At 67.2% G+C, this 26,944-nt stretch carries 27 protein-coding genes and 3 pseudogenes; 17 read left to right on the forward strand and 13 right to left on the reverse strand.

Translation table 11 applies throughout. The features are described 5' to 3' along the window. Positions 1 to 392: 392 nt before the first annotated feature. On the reverse strand, positions 393 to 1,559 hold the full coding sequence (locus ACFWAY_RS33045; RefSeq protein WP_378513508.1) for an asparaginase domain-containing protein: 1,167 nt from the start codon (positions 1,557 to 1,559) through the stop codon (positions 393 to 395). A 54-nt stretch (positions 1,560 to 1,613) separates the two neighbouring features. Then, entirely contained in the window at positions 1,614 to 2,462 is an 849-nt protein-coding gene (locus tag ACFWAY_RS33050) for an alpha/beta fold hydrolase (RefSeq protein ID WP_378513509.1), read from the reverse strand. Between the two features lie 843 nt (positions 2,463 to 3,305). On the opposite strand from ACFWAY_RS33050, the pseudogene ACFWAY_RS33055 reads away from it, so the two are divergent. Then, positions 3,306 to 3,693: pseudogene (locus tag ACFWAY_RS33055) on the forward strand (transposase); the annotation flags it as partial. A 216-nt stretch (positions 3,694 to 3,909) separates the two neighbouring features. Here the strand turns inward: ACFWAY_RS33055 and ACFWAY_RS33060 are convergent. The 3 genes from ACFWAY_RS33060 to ACFWAY_RS33070 form a co-directional block, all read right to left on the reverse strand. Beyond that, positions 3,910 to 4,686 carry a class I SAM-dependent methyltransferase gene (locus tag ACFWAY_RS33060; protein ID WP_378513510.1) on the reverse strand — a complete coding sequence of 259 codons (777 nt, stop codon included), beginning with the start codon at positions 4,684 to 4,686 and terminating at the stop codon, positions 3,910 to 3,912. Between the two features lie 21 nt (positions 4,687 to 4,707). Further along, complete coding sequence (locus tag ACFWAY_RS33065; protein ID WP_378451726.1) at positions 4,708 to 5,079, reverse strand: hypothetical protein; 372 nt, start codon at positions 5,077 to 5,079, stop codon at positions 4,708 to 4,710. Between the two features lie 154 nt (positions 5,080 to 5,233). After that, positions 5,234 to 5,677: a hypothetical protein gene (locus tag ACFWAY_RS33070; RefSeq protein WP_378513511.1), complete on the reverse strand. Its 444-nt coding sequence runs from the start codon at positions 5,675 to 5,677 to the stop codon at positions 5,234 to 5,236. A 167-nt stretch (positions 5,678 to 5,844) separates the two neighbouring features. Between ACFWAY_RS33070 and ACFWAY_RS33075 the strand changes: the two genes are divergently transcribed. Together ACFWAY_RS33075 and ACFWAY_RS33080 are read left to right on the forward strand one after the other, a co-directional pair. Then, on the forward strand, positions 5,845 to 6,279 hold the full coding sequence (locus ACFWAY_RS33075) for a hypothetical protein (protein WP_378513512.1): 435 nt from the start codon (positions 5,845 to 5,847) through the stop codon (positions 6,277 to 6,279). After that, positions 6,276 to 6,878 carry a metallophosphoesterase gene (locus ACFWAY_RS33080; RefSeq protein WP_378513513.1) on the forward strand — a complete coding sequence of 201 codons (603 nt, stop codon included), beginning with the start codon at positions 6,276 to 6,278 and terminating at the stop codon, positions 6,876 to 6,878. Before ACFWAY_RS33075 ends, ACFWAY_RS33080 begins: the two co-directional genes overlap by 4 nt. Here ACFWAY_RS33080 and ACFWAY_RS33085 read toward each other — a convergent pair. The 5 genes from ACFWAY_RS33085 to ACFWAY_RS33105 all read right to left on the reverse strand — a co-directional run bounded on the left by ACFWAY_RS33085 (position 6,850) and on the right by ACFWAY_RS33105 (position 11,035). Beyond that, a complete protein-coding gene (locus tag ACFWAY_RS33085) occupies positions 6,850 to 7,836 on the reverse strand; it encodes a helix-turn-helix domain-containing protein (RefSeq protein WP_378513514.1) in 987 nt (328 codons plus the stop codon). The two genes, ACFWAY_RS33080 and ACFWAY_RS33085, sit on opposite strands and share 29 nt — an antisense overlap. Positions 7,837 to 7,844: 8 nt before the next feature. Next, entirely contained in the window at positions 7,845 to 8,384 is a 540-nt protein-coding gene (locus ACFWAY_RS33090; protein ID WP_378451721.1) for a MarR family winged helix-turn-helix transcriptional regulator, read from the reverse strand. Between the two features lie 89 nt (positions 8,385 to 8,473). Continuing rightward, on the reverse strand, positions 8,474 to 9,307 hold the full coding sequence (locus tag ACFWAY_RS33095; protein WP_378513515.1) for a mycofactocin-coupled SDR family oxidoreductase: 834 nt from the start codon (positions 9,305 to 9,307) through the stop codon (positions 8,474 to 8,476). A 23-nt stretch (positions 9,308 to 9,330) separates the two neighbouring features. Beyond that, a complete protein-coding gene (locus tag ACFWAY_RS33100) occupies positions 9,331 to 10,074 on the reverse strand; it encodes an SDR family NAD(P)-dependent oxidoreductase (protein ID WP_378513516.1) in 744 nt (247 codons plus the stop codon). A 25-nt stretch (positions 10,075 to 10,099) separates the two neighbouring features. Further along, on the reverse strand, positions 10,100 to 11,035 hold the full coding sequence (locus ACFWAY_RS33105) for a 3-oxoacyl-ACP reductase (protein WP_378513517.1): 936 nt from the start codon (positions 11,033 to 11,035) through the stop codon (positions 10,100 to 10,102). 242 nt (positions 11,036 to 11,277) lie between these two features. On the opposite strand from ACFWAY_RS33105, the gene ACFWAY_RS33110 reads away from it, so the two are divergent. Next, positions 11,278 to 12,741 (forward strand): MFS transporter, encoded by a 1,464-nt coding sequence (locus tag ACFWAY_RS33110; protein WP_378513562.1) that lies wholly within the window; start codon positions 11,278 to 11,280, stop codon positions 12,739 to 12,741. A 69-nt stretch (positions 12,742 to 12,810) separates the two neighbouring features. Here ACFWAY_RS33110 and ACFWAY_RS33115 read toward each other — a convergent pair whose 3' ends face one another. Both ACFWAY_RS33115 and ACFWAY_RS33120 read right to left on the reverse strand, forming a co-directional pair. Next, positions 12,811 to 13,293 (reverse strand): nuclear transport factor 2 family protein, encoded by a 483-nt coding sequence (locus tag ACFWAY_RS33115; RefSeq protein WP_378513518.1) that lies wholly within the window; start codon positions 13,291 to 13,293, stop codon positions 12,811 to 12,813. Then, a complete protein-coding gene (locus tag ACFWAY_RS33120) occupies positions 13,290 to 14,186 on the reverse strand; it encodes a TIGR03619 family F420-dependent LLM class oxidoreductase (protein ID WP_378513519.1) in 897 nt (298 codons plus the stop codon). The genes ACFWAY_RS33115 and ACFWAY_RS33120 overlap by 4 nt, the downstream gene beginning before the upstream one ends. Positions 14,187 to 14,387: 201 nt before the next feature. On the opposite strand from ACFWAY_RS33120, the gene ACFWAY_RS33125 reads away from it, so the two are divergent. Beyond that, the gene (locus tag ACFWAY_RS33125) at positions 14,388 to 15,281 is read left to right on the forward strand and encodes an IclR family transcriptional regulator (RefSeq protein ID WP_378513520.1); all 894 of its coding nucleotides are present in this window, start codon (positions 14,388 to 14,390) and stop codon (positions 15,279 to 15,281) included. A gap of 25 nt (positions 15,282 to 15,306) precedes the next feature. On the opposite strand, the gene ACFWAY_RS33130 is transcribed toward ACFWAY_RS33125, so the two are convergent. Beyond that, positions 15,307 to 15,843: a flavin reductase family protein gene (locus ACFWAY_RS33130; RefSeq protein WP_378513521.1), complete on the reverse strand. Its 537-nt coding sequence runs from the start codon at positions 15,841 to 15,843 to the stop codon at positions 15,307 to 15,309. 197 nt (positions 15,844 to 16,040) lie between these two features. Between ACFWAY_RS33130 and ACFWAY_RS33135 the strand changes: the two genes are divergently transcribed. The 12 genes and pseudogenes from ACFWAY_RS33135 to ACFWAY_RS33190 all read left to right on the forward strand — a co-directional run bounded on the left by ACFWAY_RS33135 (position 16,041) and on the right by ACFWAY_RS33190 (position 26,930). Then, on the forward strand, positions 16,041 to 16,916 hold the full coding sequence (locus ACFWAY_RS33135; RefSeq protein ID WP_378513522.1) for an alpha/beta fold hydrolase: 876 nt from the start codon (positions 16,041 to 16,043) through the stop codon (positions 16,914 to 16,916). Beyond that, a complete protein-coding gene (locus ACFWAY_RS33140; protein WP_378513523.1) occupies positions 16,913 to 18,625 on the forward strand; it encodes an FAD-binding protein in 1,713 nt (570 codons plus the stop codon). The genes ACFWAY_RS33135 and ACFWAY_RS33140 overlap by 4 nt, the downstream gene beginning before the upstream one ends. After that, positions 18,625 to 19,410, forward strand: coding sequence for a 2-keto-4-pentenoate hydratase (locus ACFWAY_RS33145; RefSeq protein ID WP_378513524.1), 786 nt, complete (start codon positions 18,625 to 18,627; stop codon positions 19,408 to 19,410). The genes ACFWAY_RS33140 and ACFWAY_RS33145 overlap by 1 nt, the downstream gene beginning before the upstream one ends. Positions 19,411 to 19,421: 11 nt before the next feature. Beyond that, the gene (locus ACFWAY_RS33150) at positions 19,422 to 20,324 is read left to right on the forward strand and encodes an acetaldehyde dehydrogenase (acetylating) (RefSeq protein ID WP_378513525.1); all 903 of its coding nucleotides are present in this window, start codon (positions 19,422 to 19,424) and stop codon (positions 20,322 to 20,324) included. Positions 20,325 to 20,360: 36 nt separating this feature from the next. Then, the gene (dmpG, locus tag ACFWAY_RS33155) at positions 20,361 to 21,419 is read left to right on the forward strand and encodes a 4-hydroxy-2-oxovalerate aldolase (RefSeq protein WP_378513526.1); all 1,059 of its coding nucleotides are present in this window, start codon (positions 20,361 to 20,363) and stop codon (positions 21,417 to 21,419) included. 38 nt (positions 21,420 to 21,457) lie between these two features. After that, positions 21,458 to 22,636 carry an acyl-CoA dehydrogenase family protein gene (locus ACFWAY_RS33160; protein ID WP_378513527.1) on the forward strand — a complete coding sequence of 393 codons (1,179 nt, stop codon included), beginning with the start codon at positions 21,458 to 21,460 and terminating at the stop codon, positions 22,634 to 22,636. 88 nt (positions 22,637 to 22,724) lie between these two features. Next, a complete protein-coding gene (gene bphC, locus ACFWAY_RS33165; protein ID WP_378513528.1) occupies positions 22,725 to 23,636 on the forward strand; it encodes a biphenyl-2,3-diol 1,2-dioxygenase in 912 nt (303 codons plus the stop codon). After that, positions 23,633 to 24,787, forward strand: coding sequence for an alpha/beta hydrolase family protein (locus ACFWAY_RS33170; protein ID WP_378513529.1), 1,155 nt, complete (start codon positions 23,633 to 23,635; stop codon positions 24,785 to 24,787). Before bphC ends, ACFWAY_RS33170 begins: the two co-directional genes overlap by 4 nt. A gap of 78 nt (positions 24,788 to 24,865) precedes the next feature. Further along, entirely contained in the window at positions 24,866 to 25,252 is a 387-nt protein-coding gene (locus tag ACFWAY_RS33175) for a hypothetical protein (protein WP_378513530.1), read from the forward strand. A 189-nt stretch (positions 25,253 to 25,441) separates the two neighbouring features. Next, positions 25,442 to 25,921: pseudogene (locus ACFWAY_RS33180) on the forward strand (PEP/pyruvate-binding domain-containing protein); the annotation flags it as partial. A gap of 209 nt (positions 25,922 to 26,130) precedes the next feature. Continuing rightward, positions 26,131 to 26,232, forward strand: a pseudogene (locus tag ACFWAY_RS33185) (PEP-utilizing enzyme); the annotation flags it as partial. A gap of 98 nt (positions 26,233 to 26,330) precedes the next feature. Next, positions 26,331 to 26,930 carry a hypothetical protein gene (locus ACFWAY_RS33190; RefSeq protein WP_378513531.1) on the forward strand — a complete coding sequence of 200 codons (600 nt, stop codon included), beginning with the start codon at positions 26,331 to 26,333 and terminating at the stop codon, positions 26,928 to 26,930. Positions 26,931 to 26,944 lie beyond the last annotated feature (14 nt).

Below are 26,944 nucleotides of genomic sequence, written 5' to 3' on the forward strand. Positions count from 1 at the left end.
GCGGGAGATCAGCTGACCGCCGGCAGGGAGATCAGCTGTCCGCGCACAGGGACACCAGCTGTCCGCCTACAGGGACGCCCTCATGTCCCTTGACAGCCTCCACAGGGACGGTACGGAAGTTGTCTCAGCGCATCGGCCACAGCCGCGCTAGTCGAGCTAAGGTCGACGTCGTACCGGTTTTTGCGATTCCCCGGCGCATGGTCACGCTGTTCGAATTGAGTGAACAGCGCTGCTAGTTGCCGCCGGATGCAGATATGTCACTGACGCGAACGCACATTCGACTCCGCCCGACGTGTCCCAAGGCTTGGGCGGATCGGTAGCGCGTGGAAGTTTTTGAACAACGGTCGGCCGTGAAGCGCGATCCGCTCTCCTGACTCTTTCGGACTGCGATGTCACCGTCGCCAAGGTTTAGGTCGTAAGCCGAACTGCGGGTCTCCTATCGACTTGAACCAGTCCCGAACTTGAGTTTCTTCTTCGCTGAAGCTCATGCAAAGCTGAAGCAGGAGCCGCGCCTTTTGAGGCGTCAGGTCTGCGGCGCCGATGATTCCGGGCGATCCGTCGTCGTATCTGCCTTCGCCGCCGGTTCTGGTCGCGGAGACGAAAAGCACTCCGTCGGCTATAGCTGCGGCCATCGCTGCCCCCTGAGCAACCGACATGCTGCCGGGTCCGTGCCCCGCGGTGACGATGCCCTTGGTTCCAGCGGCGGCAAGCGCCTGAATCGGGACCGCCGAAGCGTCGAGGTAGCCGCTCACGATCTCGACACGTACGAGTTCGGCCGCGGTCTTCCTGGAAAGGTCGAAAGGAGTCTTCCAGGAGGCTGTTCCGTGAAGTGTGACGCGAGCCGGCGCACGAATCAGTCGGATTCGATCCGCGTTCACGACGCCTAGTGCCCCATAGCTGCCGGCAGCAAAGGCGTCGAGGCGATATCCGTCCGTTTTGGTCACTTCGCGAGCGGCGAAGATCTGATCGTTCATGAGAATCACGGTGCCGAAAGAGGTCGTCCTTTCGCTTGCCGCTAGGCGGATAGCGCTGAACAGGTTCGTCATTCCGTCTTCGGTGAACGTTCCGCTCTGGTGCATGGCGCCGGTGACGACGACGGATTTCTCGCTTCGGATGGTGAGATCGAGGAAGTAGGCGTCTTCTTCCAGGATGTTTGTGCCGCCAGTGACGACGACGCCAACCACGTCGGAGAGCGCCAGGCAGGCGTCTACTGTCTGGGATAGCTGATGCCTGCTCTCGGTAGTCGAATCGGACGAAAGGCCGGAGATGTCTGTCGAAACTACCGACACCTTGGCCACACGACCGAGCTCCGGGTACATCCGTATCAGAAGGTCCGTAATCCCGCCTGAGAGAGACTGCGAATAACTGAGGTAGCTGATGCGGTCCGGCGTCGTGGCTGTGATCGTCCCGCCCGCGTCGACGACGACGACGGTCGGCAGTCCCGCAGAGTGTTCGGGCGCAGCGCTTCCGAGAGTTGCAATTTCCGCATGTCCGCCGTCCGACCGAGCCGACTGTCTCGCGTTCGCGAGCGGGATCGGAGACATACCTGAACTGGTCATGTTGTTTCTTTGCATCCTTCGAAGCGGCACATGTGGTGTTGGGTGTAATTGGCGCTATCGGGTGAGAAAGGCAGTCACGTAGCTGGCGAATTCCGTACTTCGTTCATGCTGTAGCCAGTGGCCGGTTTCCGGAAAGACCAGAAGTTCGGACCGGCGAAGCGCGGACAAGTAATGAAACGCATCGTCGGTCGGACAGAATCTGTCGTCGCGCCCCCACAGGACGAGTGTCAGATTGTCTATGGTGCTGATCCACTGAGCTGGGGTTCGGCGCTCGTAGTCCTCCACCCAGCCGCCGCTGGCAAGGCGCTCGTTTGCCGACTCGATTTCGGACCTCAGCGTGTCTTGGTACCGCGACGCGACCGCTGCGTCGAGGTCGGGAAGGGTGCTGACGTCCCCCACCAGCCGGCTGAGCAAGTGTCGCATCTTGTCTGGTGACGGGCCGGGAAAGTAGTCGTTGAGAAGCGCAGCCCCCTCCGAGGGGGGTGCAAGAAATCGCGGGCAGAATCCGCGAACGAATGGAGCTACGAGGATGATGCGGTCGACGAGACCCGGATACTCGAGCGCCAATCGCAGCGCGACACCCCCACCCAGAGAGTTCCCCGACACGTGCACCCTCCCCGTACCGAGATGCCTGAGGAGCTCGGCCATTGCCTTCGCGGAGATGGCGTTGTAAGGAAGTCCGTTGTCCTCAACGAGAGATGACTGTCCGAAGCCGGGTTGGTCCGGAACGATTACTCTGAACCTAGTCCGCAGAACTTCGATACTGGCAGCAAAGCTGTCCCATCCTGTTTCTCCTGGAGCTGCTCCATGAAGTAGGAGCAGGGTTGGACCCGACCCCAGGTCTCGATATGCGATGTGGGCCACCGAGGTTCGGTAGAACTGGGCCGCGGGTAACTCGGGCACGACTGCGTTCTCCTTTGTCGTCTTCTGAAGCCTGGACGTTTGTGCACCGGCGGACCGGCGAAAAGTCACTCGAACGCTGCGCCAGGCATTCCGGGTCAAATATAATACGAACACAGAGTATCTGCGTACGCAAGCGCTGGGTGAAGGTGATTTCGAGACTCGATAGTTTGTAGGCGGACTAGAAGGGTCACGCCGCTGGGCTGACGGTGGCTGGGTCGTCCAGTCGCGGGCATGGCGAACGGGCCCCGCGCCGATGGCGAGTTAAACGACACGGATCGAACCCTCACGTGCCCGATGCGTGCCACGAGTGCCGGCGACCCCGCAGGTATGGGCGTTTCAGATCCGTTGGAGCACGGTGCCACCGCCGTGGCGGCGAGCAAAACCCCTGGTCTGCCGCACATCGGAGACCTGCGCTGAAACCGGGCGCAGTGCCCGCGGCTCCTTGTGGATGTGCTGCGGAGAACACTCCACGTCTCCTTACTCGCTACGCCGGCGTGTGACCGACGGCAGTACCTGTATCAAGTTGGTTGCGACGTGGCGCCGTTCTTCGCCTCCGGCAGGACTGGAAAGCGGGGCTCGCTCACTTGTTTCATGCATGAAAACTTTCTGCTCGGACTTGTTTGAGCATTTGCCACATGCGATCGTCTGTGTTCGTATTAAATACCTCGGAGGGTGACGGCAACCCGAGCACTGGTTCGGCACCGGCTCCTCGGATGGGTTGTCAGGCAGCGGGAAACCTCCCTGGCTCCCGCGAAGGAGGACCGGTGCGCCGATACAAGAAAGAAACACCACACTCGGTGGAGTTCCCAGACTGTCTTGGGCTCGTGCAACAGGGACCAGATCACCACCACCGACCCCGACGACCTCTTTCGCCGTCGCCGCCGACAAACTTTACCGCCACCACGCCATCACCGAGCAGGTGCACGCGGACCTGAAGAACTCCGCCCTCGCGCATCTACCCTCGAGCCGGTTCGCCGCGAACGCGGCCTGGCTCGTCTGTGCGGTGATGGCGTTCAATCTCACCCGCGCCGCCGGCACCCTCACCCGCTATCCGAAGCTGACGAGGGCGACCACCGGCACCATCCGGCGCACCATCGTCTCGGTCCCCGCACGCGTCGCCTCCTCCGCCCGGAGGTTGACGCTGCACCTACCAACACACTGGCCGTGGGAAAGAGCGTGGCACGCCCTGTTCGACAACACACTCGGTCGCACCCAGCCGATCATCACCTAACGCCCGCGACACCTGCCCGGCCTCGACGCGAAAGAGCCAGTGGAACAACCCGACACGAGAGGTCGGACGATCACCCACGCCGCGCACCCTCCCATGTCGCACAACAAAACTCACAATGGCAACATCCTCTGATCGGTGCATTCGGGCTTAAAATCCGCCAAGTGTCGGTTCGAGTCCGACTGGAGGCACCACCCTGCAGGCGTGCTTCAGCGCGGGTCAGGGCGTTCGGACGAGTTCCGCCCGCATCTGGGTGAACAGGAAGAGTCCGGGGCGTCCGGAGATCTGCTCGTACTCGCGCACGACGTCGTCCATGAACTCGGGCACGCCTGCGGCGTCGAGGTGTGAGGTCCAGTCGGTGGATCCGACGGTGCACCAACGCGTGAATTTCTCGCGGGAACCGAAATCCCATTCGACGTCGCGGACGACGAGGTCGGTGGTGTCGAGTCCTGCTGCCTTCGCGATGTCGCGGAACTTCTTTGGTTCGACGTGGATGAACGGCGCCGTGAAGTCGGTGAAGAACTCCGCCCATCGCGGGCGCGCCGCTACGGACATCGAGACGTCCTCGACACTGGTCCGCGGGCTCGCGCACACCATCTGGATGATCACACGTCCGCCGTCCACGACGCTGCGGGCGATTGCGGCCAATGCCACCTGCAGGTCGGGGACCCAGTGCAGCGCGTTGAACGACACCGCGACGTCGAACTCGCCGTCGAACGGGAGGTCGCGTGCGTCGGCGATACGAAAGTCGGCGCGGGCGCCGTCCGGCAAGACTCGCGATTGGGCCTTCGCGATCATCCGCGGCGACGCGTCCACTCCGACCACCGAACCGCTGGGGACCCGTTCGGCGATCCGGAGCGTGACGAATCCGTCGCCGCATCCCACGTCGAGCACCCGTTCACTGCCCGCGAGGGCGAGTTCCGCGATCGACTTCTCCGCGACGGCGCGCTGGAGGGCGCCGACATCGGCGTAGCCTTCGCCGTCCCAATCGACCATAACGGCCGGGCCCGGCCTTCCTCAGGCGCCCTGGTGGTGCGGGCTCGAGTGTGCGCCGCCCCCGGATCGCGCGATGGACGCGCGGACGCGGGCCGTGGCCTGCCAGATCTGGGTGCTGTCGTGCACGCTGATCACCGGTATGCCCTGTTCACGGGCGTTCTGAACTGCCAGCGCGTCCTGGGGTGAGCCGACTCCGTCGAGGACGTCCTCGGTGACGATCGCGCAGAGCGCGGGGCCGTCCAACTTCCGGACGGGCTCGAGTCCGTGGACCACCATCCATTGCTTGACCATCGCCCAGTGCGACACCTCTTTGTACCGCGTCGGGTTGCCGATGAAGAGAACCCGACGGGAGCGGCGGGCGCGAGCGATATCGATGTGCGTGACGGTAGCCATGGCGGAGGGTTCCTGTCCGTTGCGGGATTCCGTATTGTCAATCCCCGCTCGCACCGGTTTCGTTACGCGTCGGTCCAGGAAGTTCGCCATTCCCGCGTACGTGAGTGCGAAAGAGTGCTCGAACACGCTTTGCCGCTCACGTACGCACGGGCCGTCAGCTGCCGAACGGACTGCCGGACGAGCCTCCGCCGCCCGGTCCGGACGTCTCGGCGACGGTGACGAGGGTGGGTTCGGCGGTGCCGGTGGTCAGCGGCGGGGCGGTTCCCCACTGCTCGAACGACGGAATGCTCGAGCAAGACCATTGCACCGTGTACTCGCCGGGATCGACGGTGGCCCTCAGCTCGCCGTCGTCGCCGCCCATGACCACTGTCGGGCCAACGAAGGCGGTGGGCGTGGTTTCGCCCACAGTGAGGATGTTCATCACGCACACCACTGCGCCGGACACGTCGTACCGGACGTCCATGACCACCGCATTCCCGTCGACAGCGATGTCGACCGTGACGTCTTCGGGTGCCGCGGACGCGGTGGGTGCGGCGAGTAGACCCGCGCCGGCGACAGCGGCGGCGATACCTACGGTTCGTGCAATCGTGACCTTCATCGGTGCATCCTTCCGGACTTCTCGGTTGCCGGTTGATACGAGCAAAGAGCCACCCGGGAGTATCGCACCCCGAACCCTGATCCGCTGGGATGTGGAAAGTGGAACACTGCTGGTCTGGGAGTTCAGCGTGTCGATCCGACACCCGGTGCATCGAAGGAGACGGCGAAGTGCTCGGACGGAAGAACTACACGAAGGAAGAAATCGATCACGCCGAGGCGTCCGTCGCGAAGCAGGTCGCCGCGTACACGTCGCTGACGGGGGCGATTGCGGGTGAGGTCACGGGCAAGGAGGTCTTCGCCGCACTCGAGGACTTCGACCCACTGTTCTTCGACAACATGGTCCTGGTGCTGGACCGCTACTTCGTCCACCGGATCCGGGCGGTGACGGGCAAGGACGGGAACCCGCTCAACGAAGTCGAGATCATCGTCGACTCGTTGATGAACAACGACGGCGTCCTGCGCGGCATCAGCGTCCTGAAGTACGTCTCCGGCGAGTCCGTTCTGAAGCTCGAGATCGGCGACCGGATCCGCTTGAGCGGTGACGACTTCGAGCGGTTGTCGGCGGCGTTCTTCGCGGAACTGCGGTCGCGGTTCCTGACATGAGCGTCTGGTTCACGTCCGATCTGCACCTGCGTCACGCACGGCTGGTGGAGATCCGGGGCTTCGACGCGGAGATCGACGCGCACGACGAATCGATCCTGGACGCACTGGGCGCCGCCGTCGGGAGCGGCGAACAACTCTGGATACTCGGCGACATCACCGTGGGAGGTAAGGCCGCCGAGGACTGGGCGCTGCGCGCACTGGACCAGTTCGCGCGGACGCGGAACGTCGAACTGCATCTGATCCCCGGCAATCACGACTCGTGTCACCCGATGGCGAACCGCAACAGTCACATCCGGCAGCGGGTGTTCCTGGAGACGTTCGCGTCGGTGCAGTTGTTCGCGCGGCGGAAGATCGGAGGCGAGACCGTGCTGCTCTCCCATTTCCCGTACGTCGGCGACCACACCGCGGAGGACCGGGGTGTGCAGTACCGGCTGCAGGACGAGGGAGACTGGTTGCTGCACGGGCACACTCACCAGGGCGGCGTGCTCGACATGTCCGTGCACCCGCGGCAGATCCACGTGGGCTGGGACAGTTGGCGCAGGCCCGTGCACGTCGACGAGATCGCGGGAATCATCGGGTCGGACGAGTCGACTCGGTGACCGGTGTGGTGTCGGTGCGGTATCTGCCGGGCGTCGAGCCGTGCGTGCTCTTGAACAGCCGGGAGAAGTGGGCGGCGTCCGCGAAACCCCAGCGTGCACCGATGGCCGAGACGGGCAGATCGCGGCAACAAGGGTCGGCGAGATCGCGTCGGCACTGCTCGAGGCGGCGGCGTCGAATCCACCCGCTCACCGTGTCGCCGTCGGCTTCGAACATCTTCTGCAGGTGCCGCACCGAGATGTGATGCGCGGCGGCGATCGAGTGCAGGTCCAGCTCCCGGTCGGCGAGGCGCTCGTCGATGAAGGCGGTGACCCTGGCTCGCAGTGCGTCCCCGCGCGACTGCGGCATCAGCCCGTCGGCGAGGTGGAGTTGCTCCGCGAACGCGGCCGCGACCAGATCGAGGACGGCATCGCCGAGGTGCACCGCGACGGTGGGGGAGGCGTCGGCGATCTGCTCGCCGAGCCCGCGCAACAGCGAGGTGACGACGGAACCGAGCCCCTGCCTGCCCGACACCCGGCGCGCGGTGAGCTGGGCGATGCCGTCGGGCGGAACGCGGAGGAGGTGGCGGGGGAACATCACGACCAGCATCCGGAACCGGTCGTCGAACGACAACTGATACGGGCGGGTCGTGTCGTAGATCGCGAAGTCGCCGGGGGTGAGCGCTGCTTCCCGGCCGTCCTGGCTGAGGACGCAATACCCGCGGACCTGCAGTCCGAGTTTGAAGTAGTCGGGGTTGGCGGCGCGGATGGTCCGGGGTGTTCGCCGAATGACGTGCGGGGCTGCCGTGACCTCGCTGATCCGGACCGCCCCGACCGTCGCGCCCCGCACGACGCCACGGAAGTCGTCGTGGTCTGCCGACGTCATCTCGAGGGGGACGAACGCGTCGCTCACCGACTCGCGGAACTCGTCGAACGAGACGAGATGCGGTTCCTCCGGACGAAGGAGACTGCTCACGGCCATCACCTACCTCAACTGCGTTTGATGGCTTCCTGAGCCGCCGTTCCAGACGCGAGCTTCTCGAGCAGGCCGATCAGGACGAGCCGTTCCGACGGTGTCAGTGTCTCGGTCCATGTCTGCTCCCGTTTGTTGTGCGCCGAGTATGTGCTGACGATGGCGTCGTGCCCGGCCCCGGTGAGTTCGAGGGCGACCGCCCGGCGGTCCTCGGCGGACGGACTCCGCGTCACGAGACCGTCGCGCTCGAGCGTGTTCACCAGGGCCGACACCGCGGAGCGGCTCATGCCTGACAGTGAGGCCACGCGCTTGGCTTCGCAGGGACCTGCGAGCCACAGCACGAACAGCACCCGGAATCCGGGCCAGCTCCACCCGCTGGGGCGGTGAACCGCGGACTCGAGGTCGTAGACGAGGGCGCTGGTCACCCGGTGCAGTGCGAGAACCAGTCGCATGGACACCGGATCGACCTCCGGCAACTCGTCGACGGTCTTGCCCACCGCGAAGTCCACGAAGGACAGGAAGTCCAGGTTGCTCTGGTCGGTCGTCTCCTCGGGCATGACCACAGGTTAGCGGCCGGATCGGTTTAATCAAAGTATTGATCAAAGCTCCCGTGAGTACTTATTAACGTCGGGCGGTTAATAAGTACTCACAGGCCGCGGGCGGCATTGCCCGCGTCGACGGGCAGGACGATGCCGCTGATGTGTGCGCTGCCCTCGGCGGCGAGGAAGAGCACGACCCGGGTGATCTCGGCGGCGTCCAGCCACGCCACGGGCTGGGCGTGCAGGCTGCGGAACACCGGTTCCACGTCCTCCGCTGCGGGGGCCTCGAGGTCGGGACGCATCATCCGATAGAGGGCGTCGTTGTGAATCATCGGTGTCGAGATGTTGCCCGGCGCAATCGCATTCACCGTGATGCCGTGCGGGGCGAGATCGAGCGCCGCGCTCTTGGTGAGCCCGATGACGCCCCACTTCGACGCCGCGTACGCGGCCATGTTGGTGCTGCCGGCCCGGCCGAGCATCGACGAGATCGTGACGATCCGGCCGTATCCCCGCCGGATCATGCCGGGCGTCACCGCTCCCACCGTATTGAAGACGCCGGTGAGGTTGGAACCGATCGCCTCCGACCACTGTTCCTGAGTGAGCGACTGCACCGGGGCGGCCACCGAGACGCCGGCGTTCGCGACCGCGACGTCGATACGCCCGAACTCGGACTCCGCCTCCGCGACCAGTGCGTCCATCGCGGCTCGGTCGGCGGTGTCCGCCTTGGCGGTGATGCACCGGCGACCGGTGGCGCGCACCAGTTCGGCGGTCTCGTCGAGGTCGGCGGCGGTGCCCAGGGGATAGTTCACGGCCGGGCTGTCCTCGCAGCGGTCGCACAGAACTATGTCTGCTCCGCATTCCGCCAGTGCGACCGCGTGGCTGCGGCCCTGGCCGCGGGCGCCTCCGGTGATCAGGGCGACCCGGCCTTCGAAGTCTTCCATCGTTGCTCTCCTGTCCGGGCGGGTCAGCGCAGCTTGATGCTGCCGCCGTCCGCCATCAGTGTCTGTCCGGTCATGTACCGCGAATCTTCGGAGGCGAGGAACACGGCGACGGGAGCGATATCGGTCTCGGGATCGCCGATCCGCTGGAGCGGAACTTTCGCCACGGACGCGGCAGCACGGTCGGGGAACCATTCCTGCCAGGCGAGGACCCCCTCGGTCGCGGCGAACGGGCAGATCACGTTGACCCGGATCTGGTCGGCCGCCCACTCGTTGGCCGCCACCCGGCTGACGCCGCGGATCGCTTCCTTCGCCGCGGCGTACGACGTCTGGGTGGGCATGCCGTCGAGCCCGGACCCGGACGCGAAGTTGATCACCGAACCCTTCGCCGCCTTCAACTGCTCGTAGCAGGCCTGCATCAGGTGCACGACCGGATAGAACCCGGTCCGGAACGAGAGGTCGAACATTTCCTGGGTGTGGTCGATCAGCAGTGCCTGCCGCGAGGCGTGGGCGTTGTTGACCAGCACGTCCACGGATCCGAACGCTGCGACGGCGGCGTCCCGGATCTGTTCGGCGGACTCGCGCCGGGAGATGTCGGTGTTCAGGAAGCGAGCGGACGATCCCAGTTCCCGCTCGAGGTCCATGCCGCGTTCGTCGTCGATGTCGACGAACAGGACGTTGGCGCCCTCGCGGACGAACACCGTCGTCACGGCCCGGCCGATGCCTCCGGCTCCGCCCGTCACGATCGCCGTCTTTCCGTGCAGCCTCATCGTGTGCTCCGTCTGCGAGTGTGGCTCAGACATCGGCGGTGTCGCCGGTCGCCAGCGCGACCTTTTCCAATTCGGCGACGCTGAACGCGGCATAGTTCTCGTACGGTCCGCGGCCGGCGAAATAGGGTGTGAGAAGCTCCTCGAGCTCCTCGGGTGAGAACGCGGAACCCGCTGCATCGAAGCGGTTCTCGACCTTCGGTGCCGCCATGAGCGCGACCATCTTGCCGTACACGACGAACACCTGTCCGTTGATCTCGTCGGCGGCGGGGGAGGACAGGTAGTGGACGAGGGTGGCGACCCGGTCGGGGGACAGGGGGTCGAGTCTCGCGTCGGCCGTGTTCTCGCCGAACGCGTCGGCGGTCATGGCCGTCCTGGCGCGCGGGCAGATCGCGTTGGCGCGTACCCCGTAGCGGGACAGGCCCTGTGCCGTCGACAGTGTGAGTGCGGTGATCCCGGCCTTCGCGGCGGAGTAGTTGGGCTGGCCTGCCGATCCGAACAGGAACGCCTCGGACGACGTGTTGACGACCCGCCCGTACACCGGCCCCCCGGCGGCCTTGCTCGCCTCGCGCCAGTGCACGGCCGCGGCGCGTGACGTGGCGGCGTGCCCCTTGAGGTGGACGCGGATGACGTCGTCCCAGTCGGCTTCGGAGAGGTTGAAAATCATCTTGTCGCGCAGGATTCCGGCGTTGTTGACGAGGATGTCCATCGATCCGAAGGTGCTGACGGCCTCGTGCACGAGGCGTTCGCCCAGTGTCCAGTCGGAGACGTCGCCGGGCACGGCGGTGGCACGACCGCCTGCCGCCGTGATCTCCGCGGCCACCTCGTGTGCGCCGTCGCCCATGTCGTTGACGACGACTGCCGCACCGGCGGCCGCGAGCGCGAGGGCCTCGGCCCGGCCGAGGCCTGCGCCGGCACCGGTGACGACGGCGGTGCGTCCGGCGAGGCTGAGTGATTCAGTCATGGGAACTCCTGTTTCGAGAGAATTAGATTTCATTCTAGTTGTATCGCATGAACTAGTGTTCAGTCACTAGAGAAGCGCGATTTCGTGGAGGAATGTTTTCTACTTTCTCTGCCGATTCGGCATCGACGACACCGGCTGCAGGTAGGTCTCGGTGAGTGGGAACTGTGGTCGACGTCACTGGCCGGCATGCCAGGTTGGGCGTGCCGATCCTCACGAATCCCCCGGAGCCACATATGCATAACATGCCCCTGTCCGCAGGCGAGGCGGAGCGCGCACCGCTCTCGCGCGGGAAGTCGTTCACCCTCCTGGCCTTGATCATCCTTCTGGTCGAAGTCATCCCGCTCGCCTACAATTTCGTCACCCCCGCGCTGCCGGAGATCGCGAAACACTTCGGCACCGCGAACGTCGGCTGGGTGATCACGATCGTCACCCTCATGCTCGCCGCCTCGACACCCCTCGTCGGCAAACTCGGCGACATCTACGGCAAGAAGCGGATGATGCTCGTGTCCGCCGCGGTATTCGGCGCCGGATCGCTACTCGGAGCGCTGGCCCCCAACTTCGAACTCTTCCTCGTCGGGCGCGGACTCCAGGGTGCGGGCATGGCGATCCTCGTGCTCGCGTACGGTCTGATCCGAGATATTCTGCCCCCGTCGATCATTCCCGTGGCCGTGGGATTCGTCGCGACAGGCATGGGCGCCAGCACAATCCTCGGCCCGATCATCGGTGGCTATCTCATCGACCACTTCGGCTACACCGGTGTGTTCTGGGCGCAACTCCTCCACGTGGCGGTCGTCGGAATCGCGGTCGCGATCTTCGTTCCCGAGTCCACCCTGCGCACGCGGTCCAAGCTGGACGTGCTCGGCGCGGTCATCCTCGGGCTCGGCGCCTTCGTGCTGCTGTTCGGCATCGGCAAGGCCACCGCGTGGGGGTACGCCGCACCGCAGACGCTTCTCTGCGTGGGCGGCGGTCTCGCGATTCTTGCCGGTTGGCTGGTGTATGAGCGCACGCCGAAGGAACCGCTCATCGACCTGCAGATGCTGAAGCACGGACCCGTCGCGAAAACATTGGCCGCCAGCGGTTTCGTCCAGTTCGTCCTCGTCAGCCATTCGATGCTCATCCCGATGTTCGTGATGACCGATCCCGACCTCGGTCTCGGCTACGGATTCGGTGTCACCGCCCTCGCCGTGGCGATCTACACCGTCCCCACGGGTGTCGTGTCGATGATCGCGGGCCCGGTCGGCGGATACTTCACCCGTCGCATCGGCCCGGCGCCGGTTCTGGTGTTCGGCGGCGCCTCCCTCGCGCTCGGGTCGTTCCTGCTCGCCACCCTGCACGACTCGACCGTCCAGATGATGTTCGGGCAGTTGGTGATCGGCCTGGGTCTCGGTTCCGCGTCGGCGACGTTGCCGAACCTCATCATGCGCACCGTGCCCGCGCAGACGCAGGGGATCGCAGGCGGGATGCTGAACCTGTCCGGCTCGCTGGGCAGTGCGATCGGCAGTCAGGTGATGATCGCCATCATCGCGATCCCCGGGGTCGTGCTGGTGGGCCGGGCCGCGCAGTACTCGGAGAAGGGGTTCGTCTACGCCTTCTTCACACTCGCCGTCGCCGGACTGCTGGCCGCGGTGATGGGACTTCTCCTCACCCGCAACAAGATCGAGCGTCCAGTCGATACGGCGGTGCCCAAGTCGGAGATGGTCGCCTGACCTTCCCCCGCACAGACCACGAGGCCCGCAGCACCTGCGGGCCTCGTGCCGGTGCAGCTGAAGCTTTGCTCAGGCGTGTACGCCCGCGGCCAGCAGGGTGCGTGCCTCCTCGCGGCCGTCGAGCAGCCGATTGATGCGCCGGGTCACCTTCCACTCGCCGTCGATCTTGGCGAGTTCCCACCGGTTGGCGGTGATCCGGTGGACGCGGAATCCGTCGTCGTCGTGAATGATCAACTGCGACTTGCACGTGGCCACCGCGGTGTCGCCGGCGACGCGCACGTGCCCGGGTTCGAGCATGTGCGCGCAGCCACCGCCGATCCAGCCTTGATGCGCCTGTGACTGCACCATCGCCGTGATGGCCGCATGTCCGCGCATCACTCCGGTGTCGACGTCGTACACGCCGTCCTCTGTCCACAGCCGCGCGACCGCGTCGGCCGAACCGCTGTCGATGGCGGGACCGTAGGCGGTCATCAACTCGAGGATGGCGAGCTTGTCTTCGAGTGCGGTGACGCGTTCGGCGAGTGCGCGGACGAGTTCTTCGGTGCCGGTCATGGACGGATCCTGTCTGCGGTTGCGGTGCGGAAGGAGAGGCCGAGTTCGTCGCCCAACTGCCGGAGGGCCTCCAGTTGCTCGCAGTAGTGGGCTGCGCTCGTGGACGCGAGGGTGGCGCTGACGACGGTGGTGCCGGCGTCGCGTCGTCGTTCGAGGGCGCGGGCCGCGGTGTCGCGGGAGCCGATCGGGTCGAGGGGCGCGCCCGCGCTGAGGACCACGTCGAAACCGTCGGGGAGGTCGACCTTGGCGAGCAGCGCGCACAACTCGTCGAGGGACAGGCCGAACGGCACCCACCCGTCGCCGAGCGTCGCCGCGCGGCGCAGGGATCGCAGTGTCCGTCCCCCGATCCACAGCGGGACCCGCGGTTGGACGGCGTGCGGTTCGACGACGACGCCGTCGAAGTCGTAGAAGGTGCCGTGGTACTCGGGCCGAGGTTGCGACAGCGACGCGCGGAGCGCCGCGAGGGCGTCGTCGGCGCGGGCGCCCCGGTCGTCGAAATGGGCGCCGAGCAGATCGAATTCCTCGCGCAGGCTGCCCACGCCCAGACCCAGCACGAGTCGGCCGCCGCTGACGACGTCGAGCGTGCCGTAGCGCTTCGCGATCTCGAGGGGATGGTGATAGCCGAGTACCAGAACCTGGGTGGCCAGGCGGATGCCGGTGGTCTGTGCGGCGAGGAACCCGAGTGTCGCGAGCGGGTCCCAGTAGGTGCCGCCGCGCTCGACCGCGACGTCGGTGGGGACGGCGACGTGCTCGCTGCAGGTGAGGTGGTGGTAGCCGAGGCGGTCGGCCGTGCGGGCGATCGCGGTCAACTCCGCGATGCCGGCGCCGAGTTCCCAGTCCGTGCGGACGGCGGGGTGCGCGATGACGATGGGCGGCGCGATTCCTATGTGCATCAGTTCGTTCCTCCGTTGTCGGGGGTCGGTCTGTCGTCACCGTTGTAGTGGAGGTGCCCAGTGACCGCGCAGGGATTCCCGGTGACCGGACGCGGCGATCGTCCGATTTCTTCCCCGCGCCGGGCACGACTGGTACATTTTAAGAATTCATTTCAATTTTTGTCGGGCGTATGCGTGTGACCAGGATATTTGGAGGCGTCGATGACTGTCGTCGATTCGGATGATGCACTGTCGGTACCCGCTGCGAAGAAGGATCTGCCACCGTCGATGGTCGAGCGGATGACGCTGATCCTCGACGCGTTCGACGGCCGGACGTCGCGCCTGACCCTCGAGGAGGTCGCGTGCCGCACCCGGCTGCCGCGGTCCACGGTGCACCGCATCCTCGACCAGCTGGTCCGCCTCGACTGGGTCGACCACGCCAGCTTCGGCTACTGCCTCGGACGGCGCGCGATGGGGCTCGGCGGCGGCGACAACGGGCACAGCCAGGTCCGAGCTGCGGCGGCCCCGCTGCTGCACGAACTGCACATGCAGACCGGAATGGTGGTGCACCTGGCCGTGCTGGACGGCGCGGAGAGCGTGTACCTGGACAAGGTGGGCGGACGGATGGCCGCGAGCCTGCCGTCGCGGGTGGGTGGGCGCGTTCCCGCCTACACGACGGCGGGCGGCAAGGCGATGCTGGCGTGGGTGGACCCGGAACAGGTCGACAGCATGTACGGGCCGCGGCTCAACAGGAGCACGGACCGCACGATCACCGAACTGTCCACGCTGCACCAGGAGCTCAACCGGATCCGGCAGCGCCGCGGACTCGCGTTCGAGCGCGGGGAGGCGGTGCGCGGAATCGGGTGCGTCGGTGTCGCGGTCCGCAGCGCCGACGGGCCGGTGGCCGGCATCTCGCTGTGCGGAGACGCGCGCACCGTCCAACTCGAACGCGTCGCCCCGCTCGTCGTCGACGCCGCCCGGGAAGTCACCCGGACGCTCCACCCCGAACTGGGAACACCCCGTCGCGGCCGCCGGACTCCGGAGATCCCGGACAGCTCGTGGTCGACCGAGGCGCTGGACCAGCTCCTCGCGGTGCAGTCCGGGCAATGGCTGTAGCGCGCGTGACGAGTCTCTGGACTCGTTACGAGCGCACGGGCCGCGGAGCGGCGTCGAGGCCGAAACCGCCCCGGAAGAACACCATCGGCCGCTCCTCGCACACCGATTCGAGTTCCAGGACGCGTCCGATCACGACGTCGTGATCGCCCGCGGTGTGCACCGACTGCACGTGAGCGTGCACACGCACGAGCACGCCCGGCAACGACGGAGTCGACCACCGCGACGGCTCCCAGGAGAGCCCGTCGAACTTGGAACCCCGGCTCGAGCCGAACCGGAAGCAGAAGTCCGTCTGGTCTTCGCGTAGCACGTTGATCGTGAAACGCCCCGACCGCCGGATGCGCGGCCATGCCCGCCCGCGGTGATCGGCGCAGAACAGGATCAGTGGCGGCTCCAGGGACACCGACGCGAACGACTGACACGTGAAACCCACCGGACCCTCCGTGTCGAGGCCGGTCACCACCGTGACTCCGCTGGCGAATTGGCCGAGGGCGCGGCGCATCTCGTCCGGTGACGGTGCGTCCGAGCGTGTCCCGGGCTGGGTGCCGGCCGGTTCGGTTGCCATCAGACCGCCTCCGATTGCTTCTGCGTCGCCGACCCGTTCGACGATCGTCCCCGAGGCTAGGGACGCCTCCGAACGGTCACGAGATGCCGTCTCGGTCAGTGGAAATCCCCGGCCGATGCCTGCGCCATCAGGGCGATGTCTCGCTGACCGGGATCGCTTCTGTCCGAGCCGGGAGCACGCTGGCAACGTGATCGACCATGACGACTGACTCGAGTTACGAGGGCACCCTGAAGGAGCTTGAGACCGACCTCGGCGTGCTTCGCTACCACGAGGCCGGCGACGGTCCGCCTCTCCTGCTGCTGCACGGCTCCGGCCCCGGCGTGACGGGATGGCGCAACTTCCGCGGCAACCTCGGCGTCTTCGCCGAGCACTTCCGCACCTTCGTCCTGGAGTTCCCGGGATTCGGGGTCAGCGACGACTTCGGCGGTCATCCGATGCTCACCGCAGGCGACGCGGTACTCCGCTTCCTCGACGGGCTCGGACTCGACGAGGTGGCGATGCTCGGAAACTCGATGGGCGGCATCGTCGCCACCCAGTTCGCCATCGCACACCCCGACCGGGTCGGCAAGCTGATCACCATCGGCGGCATCGGCAAGAACCTCTTCAGCCCCGGCCCCGGTGAGGGCATCAACCTCCTGATGGAGTTCACGGACGAACCCACCCGGGAACGACTGATCGCGTGGCTGCACTCGATGGTGTTCGACCCCGCGATGGTCACCGAGGAACTGATCGAGGAACGCTGGACACAGGCAACCGATCCCGAGACCCTCGCCAGCGCCCGCAAGATGTACAGCAGGGCGGCGTTCGAGGCCGGCGCCCGGGCCGCACTCGAGTCCGACGCGACCCCGTACTGGGCTCAGCTGCACAAGGTGAAGGCGCCGACACTGCTCACGTGGGGCCGCGACGACCGGGTCAGCCCGCTGGACATGGCGATCATCCCGATGCGGTCGATCCCCCGGGCGGAACTCCACGTGTTCCCGAACTGCGGGCACTGGGCGATGATCGAGCAGAAGACGGCGTTCGAGAGTGCCGTCCTCGCCTTCCTGCTCCGCAAGGACGGCAGCGGACGATGAGCGGCACCGAAGAAAACTTCGACACCACAGTCGATTTCCTCGTCGTCGGCAGCGGTGGCGGCGGCATGGCCGCGGCGATCACCGCGGCCGACCGGGGAATCGACACCCTCGTCATCGACAAGGGCGCCACGTTCGGCGGATCCACCGCCATCTCCGGAGGCGGCATCTGGATTCCCAACGCCCCGACACTGCGGGAGAAGGGTGTGATCGACTCGCGGGAATCGATCCGCCGCTACCTCGACATCATCACCGCGGGCACGGTTCCCGCCGACCGTCTCGACGCGTTCGTCGACAAGGGTCCCGAGCTGATGGAACTGCTCGACCGCAGCCCGCACATGAAGCTCTACTGGGTGAAGGGCTACTCCGACTACCACCCGGAGTACGACGGCGGCCGTCCGCTCGGACGCACCATCGAATGCATGCCGTTCGATACCCGGGCGCTGCAGGACGACGAGCAGTACCAGCGCCCGAACAGCATGAAGGGTCCGCTGGGACTGTGGGTCACGTCCAAGGACTACCACGACCTCGCCATGGTCAAGCGCACCTGGAAGGGCCGCAAGGCATCACTGGTCGCGGCGTGGCGAGTGGCATCCAACGTGATCCGCCGACGCCACATGGCCACCGGTGGACGTGCACTCGTGGCGCGCATGCGGATGGTCCTCAGGGATGCCGGGGTGCCGCTGTGGCTGAAGACGTCGATGACGGAACTGATCGTCGACGGCACCGGAGCGGTCGTCGGTGTTCTCGCCGAACGCGACGGACGGACGGTCCGGATCGGCGCCCGTCGCGGCGTGCTGCTCGCGACCGGCGGGTTCGACCACAACCAGGACATGCGCGCGAAGTACCTGCCCAAGCACGGCGTCCCGGACGTCAGTGCCGGTGCCCGGGAGAACACCGGTGACGGCATCGTCGCCGGCCAGAAGCTCGGCGCAGCAGTCGACCTCATGGACGACGCCTGGTGGATGCCGTCGGTGTTCCACCCGATGGGCGCCGTGATCCCGCTCGTCTCGGAGCGGTGCATTCCGCCGTCGGTGATCGTCAACGGCCGCGGCGAACGCTTCACCAACGAGTCGTCGCCGTACGTGAACTTCGTCCACGACCAGCTCGACGGCGGTCACGTCCCGGCGTGGTTCGTGATGGACGGCAAGGCGAAGTCGCGGTACCCGTTCGCGCAGGTGCTGCCGGGTGTGCCGTTCCCACAGGGGTTCTACGACTCCGGGGTGGTGCACAAGGCGGACACGCTGCGCGACCTCGCCGACGCGATCGGCGTCAAGGCCGACACCCTGGTCGCAACCATCGACCGGTTCAACGGCTTCGCCCGCACCGGCACGGACGAGGACTTCGGCCGCGGTGACAGCGCGTACGACCGGTACTACGGCGACCCGACGATGAAGAACCCGTGCCTCGACGAGATCGTCCAGGGACCGTTCTACGCAATCCGGTGCGAGGCCGGCGACCTGGGCACCAAGGGCGGCCTCGTCACCGACGCCGACGCGCGGGTGCTCCGGGAGGACGGTTCCGTCATCGACGGTCTGTACGCCACCGGCAACACGTCCGCGTCGGTGATGGGCAACGAATACGCCGGTGCGGGCGCGACCATCGGTCCCGCCATGGTGTTCGGCTACATCGCCGCGCTGCACGTCGCCGACGTGAGTGGCAAAGAGTCCCGGAACACGCGACAGCACTCACGTGCGGGAGAGGTGGCGTGATGCTGAGCGATGCACAGCGGCTGTCCGCCGCCCACCTGCTGCGGAACGCCGAACGTGACCGCTCGCCGATCGACCCGTTGACCACAGTGTTCCCGGGCATCGACGTCGTCGACGCCTACGAGATCGCGCTGATCAACATCCGGTCGCGGCTGGAGGCGGGGGAGACGGTGTACGGCCACAAGGTCGGGCTGTCGTCCGAGGTCATGCAGAAGATGATGGGCGTGGACGAGCCCGACTACGGGCACCTGCTGTCGAGCATGGTGTACGCGGAGGGGACGCCGATCGACACCGCGCAGTTCTGCTACCCGCGCATCGAGGTGGAGATCGGATACGTCCTCGGCGAGACCCTGCCGGGGGAGGGGTGCACCGAGGCGGATGTGCTGGCGGCCACCGAGTACATCGTTCCCAGCATCGAACTGATCGACTCGCGCATCGCCAACTGGAAGATCGGGCTCGCCGACACGATCGCCGACAACGCGTCCTCGGCCGGGGTGATCCTCGGCGCCGGACGGGTGGAACCGGCGAACGTCGACATCGGCGGGATCTCCGCCGTGCTGTTCCAGGGTGACGAGGAGATCGCGCGGGGCGAGGCGTCGGCGGTGCTCGGCAATCCCACGAAGGCCGTGGCCTGGCTGGCCCGGAAGGTCGCGAGCTTCGGAGTGCGACTCGAGGCCGGGCACGTGATCCTGCCCGGCTCCTGCACCCGCGCGATCGACGCCCGGCCCGGCGACGTGTTCCGCGCCGATTTCAGTGACATCGGTTCCATATCAGTAGAATTCAAGTAAAGGCGACAACTGTGACCAAGGCTCTCGCCGCGATCGTCGGATCCGGCAACATCGGCACCGACCTCCTGTACAAGCTTCTCCGCTCGGAGATCATCGAGCCCCGCTGGATGATCGGCGTCGATCCCGACAGCGAAGGACTGAAGCGCGCCGCGGACCGGGGTGTGACCGCCAGCGCCGAGGGCGTCGACTGGCTGCTCGCCCAGGACGAGCGCCCCGACATCGTCTTCGAGGCGACGTCCGCCTACGTGCACCGGGCGAACGCCCCCCGCTACCGGGAACTCGGCATCCAGGCCGTCGACCTCACCCCCGCCGCGCTCGGACCCGCCGTCGTGCCCGCCGTGAACATGGGCGCGCACCGGACCGCGCCGAACGTCAACCTCATCACGTGCGGCGGCCAGGCGACCATCCCGATGGTCCACGCCGTCTCCCGGATCACCGAGGTGGCGTACGCCGAGATCGTCGCCAGCGTGGCGTCGCCGTCCGCGGGCCCGGGAACCCGCGCGAACATCGACGAATTCACGATCACCACGAGCCGGGGCATCGAGACGATCGGCGGGGCGAAGAAGGGCAAGGCGATCATCATCCTGAACCCGGCCGAACCGCCGATGTTCATGAAGGACACCGTGTTCTGCTCCATTCCTGCCGACGCCGACCGGGACGCGATCACCGCGTCCATCCACGACGTCGCGGCGTCCGTGCAGGCATACGTCCCGGGTTACCGCCTGCGCGCCGAACCGCAGTTCGACGACCCGACGCCGATCAGCGGTGGCCTCGCCCGGGTCGGCATCTTCCTCGAGGTCGAGGGAGCGGGCGACTTCCTGCCGCCCTATTCCGGCAACCTCGACATCATGACCGCCGCCGCCACGAAGGTCGGCGAGAGTTTCGCGACGCAGATCCTCGGCGCGAGCGTCTGAACGCGTCCGCCCCATTCACTCTTCGAAGGAATACCGATGCCTTACAGTGCTGATCTCGACATCCGGGTGACGGACTCGTCCCTGCGCGACGGCTCCCACGCCAAGAGACACCAGTTCACCGTCGAACACGTCCGCTCGATCGTCGGGGCGCTCGACGCCGCCGGGGTCCCGGTCATCGAGGTCACCCACGGCGACGGACTCGGTGGTTCCTCGTTCAACTACGGCTTCAGCCACACCCCGGAGCAGGTGCTGATCAAGGCCGCGGTGGAGACGGCCGAGCGGGCCAGGATCGCGTTCCTCATGCTGCCCGGACTGGGGGTGCAATCCGACATCCGGGAAGCGGCGGACAACGGCGCGAGCATCTGCCGCATCGCCACGCACTGCACCGAAGCCGACATTTCCGTGCAGCATTTCGGTCTCGCCCGCGAACTCGGGCTGGAGACGGTCGGCTTCCTGATGATGTCGCACAGTCAGCCGCCGGAGGTTCTCGCGCAGCAGGCCCGGATCATGGCCGACGCCGGCTGCCAGTGCGTGTACGTGGTGGACTCGGCCGGGGCGCTGATCCTGAACGCCGTCAGCGACCGCGTGTCCGCCCTGGTGGCCGAACTCGGCGACGACGCGCAGGTCGGCTTCCACGGGCACGAGAACCTCGGGCTCGGTGTCGCCAACTCGGTGCTCGCCGTCGAGGCCGGCGCCCTGCAGATCGACGGCTCCACGCGGCGTTTCGGTGCGGGTGCGGGCAACACCCCGGTGGAAGCATTCGCCGCCGTCACGGAGAGGCTCGGAATCCGCACCGGCATCGACACTCTGAAGATCATCGACGCGGCGGAGGACGTCGTCCGGCCGATCATGGACGGCGACTGCCTACTCGACCGGCTGTCGCTGACCATGGGCTACGCGGGTGTCTACTCCAGCTTCCTCAAGCACGCCGACTCCCACGCCCGCCGATACGGCGTGTCCGGTGCGGAGATCCTCATCGAGGCAGGCCGACGCAAGCTGGTCGGCGGTCAGGAGGACCAGCTGATCGAGATCGCCCTCGGCCTCGCAGACCGGAAGTCCGCGAGTTCCGCAGTCGCCGAGAAAAAGTCCGCCTAGGCGTTTCGCCGGGTACCGACCAGAAAGCCGAGATCATCATGGGTCACGTTCTTGACAGGATCGAGCAGTACGCGGACGAGATCCGCGCGGAAGGCGCCGAGGGCGACAAGCTGATGCGCCTGTCCGACACCTCCGCGAAAAGGTTGCGCGACTCCGGAGTGATGCGGATGCTGCAGCCCAAGGAGTACGGCGGCTACGAATCGCATCCGCGTGAGTTCGCGGAGACCGCGATGGGCATCGGCGCCATCGACGGGGCCGCGGGCTGGGTGAGCGGCATCGTCGGCGTCCACCCGTGGGAACTGGCGTTCTTCGACCGCACGGCCCAGGACGAGGTGTGGGGCGAGGACTCCGACATGTGGATGGCCTCGCCGTACGCCCCGATGGGTGTGGCCGTGCCCACCGACGGCGGATACGTCCTCAACGGACGGTGGTCGTTCTCCTCCGGCACCGACCACTGCGGGTGGATCATGATCGGCGCCGCGGTCGGTGATCGGGACGGTAACCGGGTGATGCCCCCGAAGATCCTGCACGTGCTGCTCCCACGCTCGGACTACGACATCGACCAGGACAGCTGGAACGTCGTCGGGCTGCGTGGCACCGGGTCCAAGGACCTGATCGTCGAGGATGCGTTCATCCCTCAACACCGGACGCTGCAGGCCGACAAGGTCTTCGACGGGTCCGCGCCCAAGGAGTTCGGTCGCACCCAGACGCTGTACAACTTCCCGTTTTCGTGCATCTTCCCGCTCGGCATCACGTCGTCGCTGATCGGCATCGCCGAGGGTGCACTGGCCTGTCATCTGAACGCGCAGCGTGAACGTGTCACCGTGTCGGGCACCGCGATCAAGGACGACCCGTACGTGCTGTTCGCGATCGGCGAGGCGGCGGCGGAGATCGCGGCGTCGCGCGCGGCGATCTTCGAGACGGTCGACCGGTTCTGGGACATGACCGAGAAGGGCCGGGGCGTCTCGTTCGAACTTCGGTCCATCGGCCGGCGCACGCAGACGGCCGCCGCCTGGCGGGCGGTGCGGGCCGTGGACGAGATCTTCGCACGCTCCGGTGGCGGTGCGCTCCAACTGAAGACACCCCTGCAGCGTTTCTGGCGGGACGCCCACGCCGGTCTCTCCCACGCCATCCACGTGCCGGGATCGATCTTCCACTCCTCGGCTCTGACCCAGCTCGGCGGAGAACCTCAGGGCATCCACCGCTCGATGATCTAGGCGCTCCGCGCCCGTGCGCCTTTTTGGTAGTTCCAGCTACCAGAAAGGCGCACGGGCGGCGGAGCCGCCTCCAGGAAAGGACTTTCACATGACCGACATTCGAGGACTGGGCTACCTCAGGATCCAGACGAAGGACGTGCCACGCTGGCGGGAGCTGGTGGTGGACGGGCTGGGCATGGCCGAGGGGTCCGGCCCCGAGCCGGGCGGCCTGTACCTGCGTGTCGACGAGCGGCGGTCGCGGCTGATCGTCCTCCCGGGCGACACGGACAAGGCGCTCGCGGTGGGGTGGGAGGTGCGCGACCAGTTCGCCCTCCAGCGGGTGCGTGAGCAGGTGGAGAAGTCGGGTGTCACGGTCGACGTCCTGTCCGAGGAGGAGTCGCGCTACCGCGACGCCGAGCAGGTGATCGCGTTCGACGATCCGTCCGGCACCCGGGTGGAGGTGTTCTTCGGGCCCGTGCTCGACCACAGTCCGGTCGTCACCCCGCACGGCGGGCGGTTCGTCACCGGCGCACAGGGTCTGGGGCACGTGGTCCTCCCGACGCCGGCGTTCGAAGAGGCCTACACGTTCTACACCGAGGTGCTGGGCTTCCTGCCTCGCGGCGCGATCCGGCTCGGCTCGGCCGACGCCCCGGGACCGGCCCGTCGCGTGCGGTTCATAGGAGTCAATCAGCGCCATCACAGCCTCGCGTTGTGCCCTGCGCCGCACAGCGGCGAACCCGGGATGGTGCATCTGATGACGGAGGTCGACACGCTCGACGCCGTCGGCCAGGCACTCGACCGGCTCGGCAAGCTCGGCTTCTCCATCTCGTCGACCCTCGGGCGCCACACCAACGACCGTATGGTGTCGTTCTACGTGCGTGCCCCCGGCGGCTGGGACCTCGAGTTCGGCACCGAGGGCATGCTCGTCGACGAGACGCATTACACCGCCGAGGAGATCACGGCGGACAGCTACTGGGGTCACGACTGGTCGGGTTCCGAACCGCTGGCGGCCTTCTCATGACGTTCGCGCGCGCCCGAATCGGCGCCGTGGCCGCGCTCGTCCTCATCAGCGGAAGTGCCTGTTCCACTGCGACATCCGAGACGGCCACCGACCCGGCCGCACTTCGCCCTGGTCGGCTTCTCTCGTCCCGCGTCGTCGCAGACGGTCCGGCATTGCCGAGCGCCGGACGGAACGAGGTGATCACCTACGCGTCGCAGGACGGCAACGGCGACCCCGTCGTGGTGTCGGGCACCATGTCGATTCCGCGCACGCCGGCACCCGAGGGCGGGTATCCGGTGATCAGCTGGGCGCACGGCACCACCGGCGTCGCGGACGCCTGCGCCCCGTCCGCGGATTTCGCTGGTGGTCCCGCCCACGGCTATCTGTCCGGCGTGGACGCGTCCCTCGGCGACTGGGTCGCCAAGGGATATGCGGTGGTGAGCACGGACTACCAGGGTCTGGGCACGCCGGGTGTCCACCCGTACATCAACGGTGACACGGAGGTGAACGCCGTCGTGGACATCGTCCGCGCATCCCGTGCGATGGATCCGGCGGTCGGCTCGACGTGGTTCGTGATCGGTCACAGCCAGGGTGGGCAGGCGGCGTTGTTCACCGCGGCGCAGGGCGGGGAGCGCGCCCCGGAACTGCATCTCGGTGGTGCCGTGGCGATCGCACCGGGAAACGGGCTCGACCAGACGCCGCAGTACTTCCGCTCGGGTGTTCCGGGTATCGAAGCGGCCGAGGCGTTCCTGCCGCTGATCCTTCTCGGAGCCCAGGCCGCGGATCCCGCCATCGACCCGTCGGCGTTGCTGACCGAGGAGGCGCAACCGCTGCTGACGGTGGCGCGGACCGGGTGCATCGACGACATCCGGAAGGTGCCGCCCGTGCCCGCCGATCAGGTCTTCCGGCCCGACGCCGACCTGGGACCGCTCACCGAGTACCTGGCCCGCCAGGAACCGTCGAGGGTCCACGTGCAGGTCCCGACGCTGGTCGCGCAGAGTTCCGGCGACCTGGTGGTGAGCAAACCGTCGACGGATCTGATGGTGAAGACATTGCAGGACAACGGGAACGAACTGACGTATCGCACGTACGAGGGCGCGGACCATCGCGGGACGATCGGTGCGTCGCAGAAGGACGCGCAGGATTTCGTCGCCGGGATCCTCGCCGGCTGAGGATGCCGGGACCTCGCCCGACGACACGACCATCAACAGAATGTTGACAACAGACTGTTGATGGCGTGTGGTGGTCGGGTGACCACCGACGACCAGACGCACGCGGCCGAACTCGATCAGGCACGCACGACGCTGAACGAGGCCGGTGCTGCGCGGCTCGAGCGGCGTCCCTGGGAGCATTCGGGGCAGCCACGATCGGACGCCGACCTCGTCAGGTTCGCGGCGTGGGCCGCCCGGGACGCACAGGGAACGGACCCGGCTGTGCTCGCGGCCGGGCTGCGGCTGCTGTCGTCAGTTCGGGTCGAGCTCGATCAGATCGAGGCCGGCCTGCTGTTCGCCGCCCGGGGCAGTGGGATGACCTGGCCGCAGGTCGCGGAGGCGCTCGGCCTGGGTTCGGCGCAGGCTGCCCAGCAGCGCCTGAACCGGGTCCTTGCCAGGGCCGGCGACCGCGACGCGGAGGCCTGAGCAGTGCCGACGGTCCCACTGCCGGACGCGTCCGAGCATTGCGGTGCCAAGGCCCGCAACCTCGGCCTGCTGCTGCGTGCCGGATTCCGGGTGCCCGACGGATTCGTGATACCCGATCCGCTCGGCGATCCCGGTTGGGAATGGGAGATCGAGGCCGGACTGCACCGTCTCGGTCCCGGTCCGTTCGCGGTGCGCTCGTCCGCCCTCGCGGAGGACGGCGTCGAGTCTTCGTTCGCCGGACAGCTGGCCACGACGCTCGGGGTCACCTCCACCGCCGAGGTGATCGAGGCGGTGCATCGCAGCGCCGCGTCGGGTTCCTCACCCGAAGCCGTCGCCTACGCGGCTCGCACGGATCGGGAAGCCCCCGCGTCGGCCGGGGTGATCGTGCAGGTGATGGTGCAACCCGAGACGGCCGGAGTCATGTTCACCCGGCACCCGGTCACCGGGGCCGAGCAGGCGGTGATCGAGGCTGCGAGTGGCCTGGGCGAAACTGTCGTGGCCGGGACCGTCACTCCGGAGGCGTACCTGGTCGACGGTGCGCACGTGCAGATCGCGAGGCACCGGGGCGGGCAACTGCTGACCACTGCCCAGGTCCTCGCCCTCGCGGCTCTGGGACGCGACATCGAGAACCTGTTCGGGCGCCCGCAGGACATCGAGTGGGCGATCGCCGGCGACGAGATCCGGGTCCTGCAGACCCGCCCGATCACGACCGCTCCCACCACCGCACCGCGAGCGAGAGCAACGCCGGGCGACGTGCTGCTGACAGGCGTCGCCGCCAGCCCGGGCACCGCCGTCGGGCCTGCGCGGATCATCGGCAACCTGGACGACTTCGCCCGCTTTCGTCCGTCTGCCGTACGACCTCGCCGGCGTGGACCCCAATGCTGGCCCGCGCGTGCGCGGTGGTCACCGAGACGGGCGGGATGCTCGCGCACGCCGCGATCGTCGCCCGCGAATTCGGCATCCCGGCAGTCCTCGCGGCGCCGGGGGCCATGACCACCCTGACCGAGGGCCGGCTGGTCCGCGTCGACGGCACCCACGGGAACGTCGGCACCGCCACCCGGAACGCTGGGAGGAACTGATGTCGCACCGCACACCGACGGACATCCTGGTGCTGCACGCCGTGCGGATCCTGGGCTACGCGGAGACTGCGCGCATCGCCGCCCGCTTCGCCCTGCCTGCAGGACTGGCCGCCGAGCACCTGCTCGATGCCGAGGCCCGTGGGTGGGTCACCCACACCGACTTTGCCGGGGACAGCGGCTGGTCCCTGACCGAAACCGGGACGGTCCACGGCGAGCGACTGCTCGCCGCCGAACTCGACCGGTGCGGCACCCGCGCCGTGGTGGTGCAGGTGCACCAGGACTTCCTGCCGCACAACGTCGCCGTGGCGGACGCGTGCGCCGCCTGGCAGTTGGCCGAGATGGGCCTCGGCGAGACGACCGTGACCATCGACGAAACGATCACCCGCCTGGCGACCGCGGCGCACGCCCTGGCCGAACTCGAGGAGCGCCTGGTCGCAGGCATGGACCGGTTCGCCGGCTATCACCAGCGGTTCGCCGGCGCCCTCGAGCGAGCGGGCACCGATCCGGCCTGGATCACGGGAACCGACCGCGACTCCTGCCACCGCGTCTGGTTCGAGTTCCACGAGGACCTCATCGCTTCCCTCGGCCTGGCCCGCTAACAGGCCTAGTCTCG

Origin of the sequence: Rhodococcus sp. NPDC059968 (genome assembly GCF_042738615.1) — a bacterium.
Lineage (GTDB): Bacteria > Actinomycetota > Actinomycetes > Mycobacteriales > Mycobacteriaceae > Rhodococcus_F.

Excerpts from the sequence above, each read along its gene's own strand:
- ACFWAY_RS33045 (WP_378513508.1), bottom strand. The coding sequence starts at position 1,559 with ATGACCAGTTCAGGTATGTCTCCGATCCCGCTCGCGAACGCGAGACAG.
- ACFWAY_RS33060 (WP_378513510.1), bottom strand. The coding sequence starts at position 4,686 with ATGGTCGATTGGGACGGCGAAGGCTACGCCGATGTCGGCGCCCTCCAG.
- ACFWAY_RS33065 (WP_378451726.1), bottom strand. The coding sequence starts at position 5,079 with ATGGCTACCGTCACGCACATCGATATCGCTCGCGCCCGCCGCTCCCGT.
- ACFWAY_RS33070 (WP_378513511.1), bottom strand. The coding sequence starts at position 5,677 with ATGAAGGTCACGATTGCACGAACCGTAGGTATCGCCGCCGCTGTCGCC.
- ACFWAY_RS33080 (WP_378513513.1), top strand. The coding sequence starts at position 6,276 with ATGAGCGTCTGGTTCACGTCCGATCTGCACCTGCGTCACGCACGGCTG.
- ACFWAY_RS33085 (WP_378513514.1), bottom strand. The coding sequence starts at position 7,836 with ATGGCCGTGAGCAGTCTCCTTCGTCCGGAGGAACCGCATCTCGTCTCG.
- ACFWAY_RS33090 (WP_378451721.1), bottom strand. The coding sequence starts at position 8,384 with ATGCCCGAGGAGACGACCGACCAGAGCAACCTGGACTTCCTGTCCTTC.
- ACFWAY_RS33095 (WP_378513515.1), bottom strand. The coding sequence starts at position 9,307 with ATGGAAGACTTCGAAGGCCGGGTCGCCCTGATCACCGGAGGCGCCCGC.
- ACFWAY_RS33100 (WP_378513516.1), bottom strand. The coding sequence starts at position 10,074 with ATGAGGCTGCACGGAAAGACGGCGATCGTGACGGGCGGAGCCGGAGGC.
- ACFWAY_RS33105 (WP_378513517.1), bottom strand. The coding sequence starts at position 11,035 with ATGACTGAATCACTCAGCCTCGCCGGACGCACCGCCGTCGTCACCGGT.
- ACFWAY_RS33110 (WP_378513562.1), top strand. The coding sequence starts at position 11,278 with ATGCCCCTGTCCGCAGGCGAGGCGGAGCGCGCACCGCTCTCGCGCGGG.
- ACFWAY_RS33115 (WP_378513518.1), bottom strand. The coding sequence starts at position 13,293 with ATGACCGGCACCGAAGAACTCGTCCGCGCACTCGCCGAACGCGTCACC.
- ACFWAY_RS33120 (WP_378513519.1), bottom strand. The coding sequence starts at position 14,186 with ATGCACATAGGAATCGCGCCGCCCATCGTCATCGCGCACCCCGCCGTC.
- ACFWAY_RS33125 (WP_378513520.1), top strand. The coding sequence starts at position 14,388 with ATGACTGTCGTCGATTCGGATGATGCACTGTCGGTACCCGCTGCGAAG.
- ACFWAY_RS33130 (WP_378513521.1), bottom strand. The coding sequence starts at position 15,843 with ATGGCAACCGAACCGGCCGGCACCCAGCCCGGGACACGCTCGGACGCA.
- ACFWAY_RS33135 (WP_378513522.1), top strand. The coding sequence starts at position 16,041 with ATGACGACTGACTCGAGTTACGAGGGCACCCTGAAGGAGCTTGAGACC.
- ACFWAY_RS33140 (WP_378513523.1), top strand. The coding sequence starts at position 16,913 with ATGAGCGGCACCGAAGAAAACTTCGACACCACAGTCGATTTCCTCGTC.
- ACFWAY_RS33145 (WP_378513524.1), top strand. The coding sequence starts at position 18,625 with ATGCTGAGCGATGCACAGCGGCTGTCCGCCGCCCACCTGCTGCGGAAC.
- dmpG (WP_378513526.1), top strand. The coding sequence starts at position 20,361 with ATGCCTTACAGTGCTGATCTCGACATCCGGGTGACGGACTCGTCCCTG.
- ACFWAY_RS33160 (WP_378513527.1), top strand. The coding sequence starts at position 21,458 with ATGGGTCACGTTCTTGACAGGATCGAGCAGTACGCGGACGAGATCCGC.
- bphC (WP_378513528.1), top strand. The coding sequence starts at position 22,725 with ATGACCGACATTCGAGGACTGGGCTACCTCAGGATCCAGACGAAGGAC.
- ACFWAY_RS33170 (WP_378513529.1), top strand. The coding sequence starts at position 23,633 with ATGACGTTCGCGCGCGCCCGAATCGGCGCCGTGGCCGCGCTCGTCCTC.
- ACFWAY_RS33190 (WP_378513531.1), top strand. The coding sequence starts at position 26,331 with ATGTCGCACCGCACACCGACGGACATCCTGGTGCTGCACGCCGTGCGG.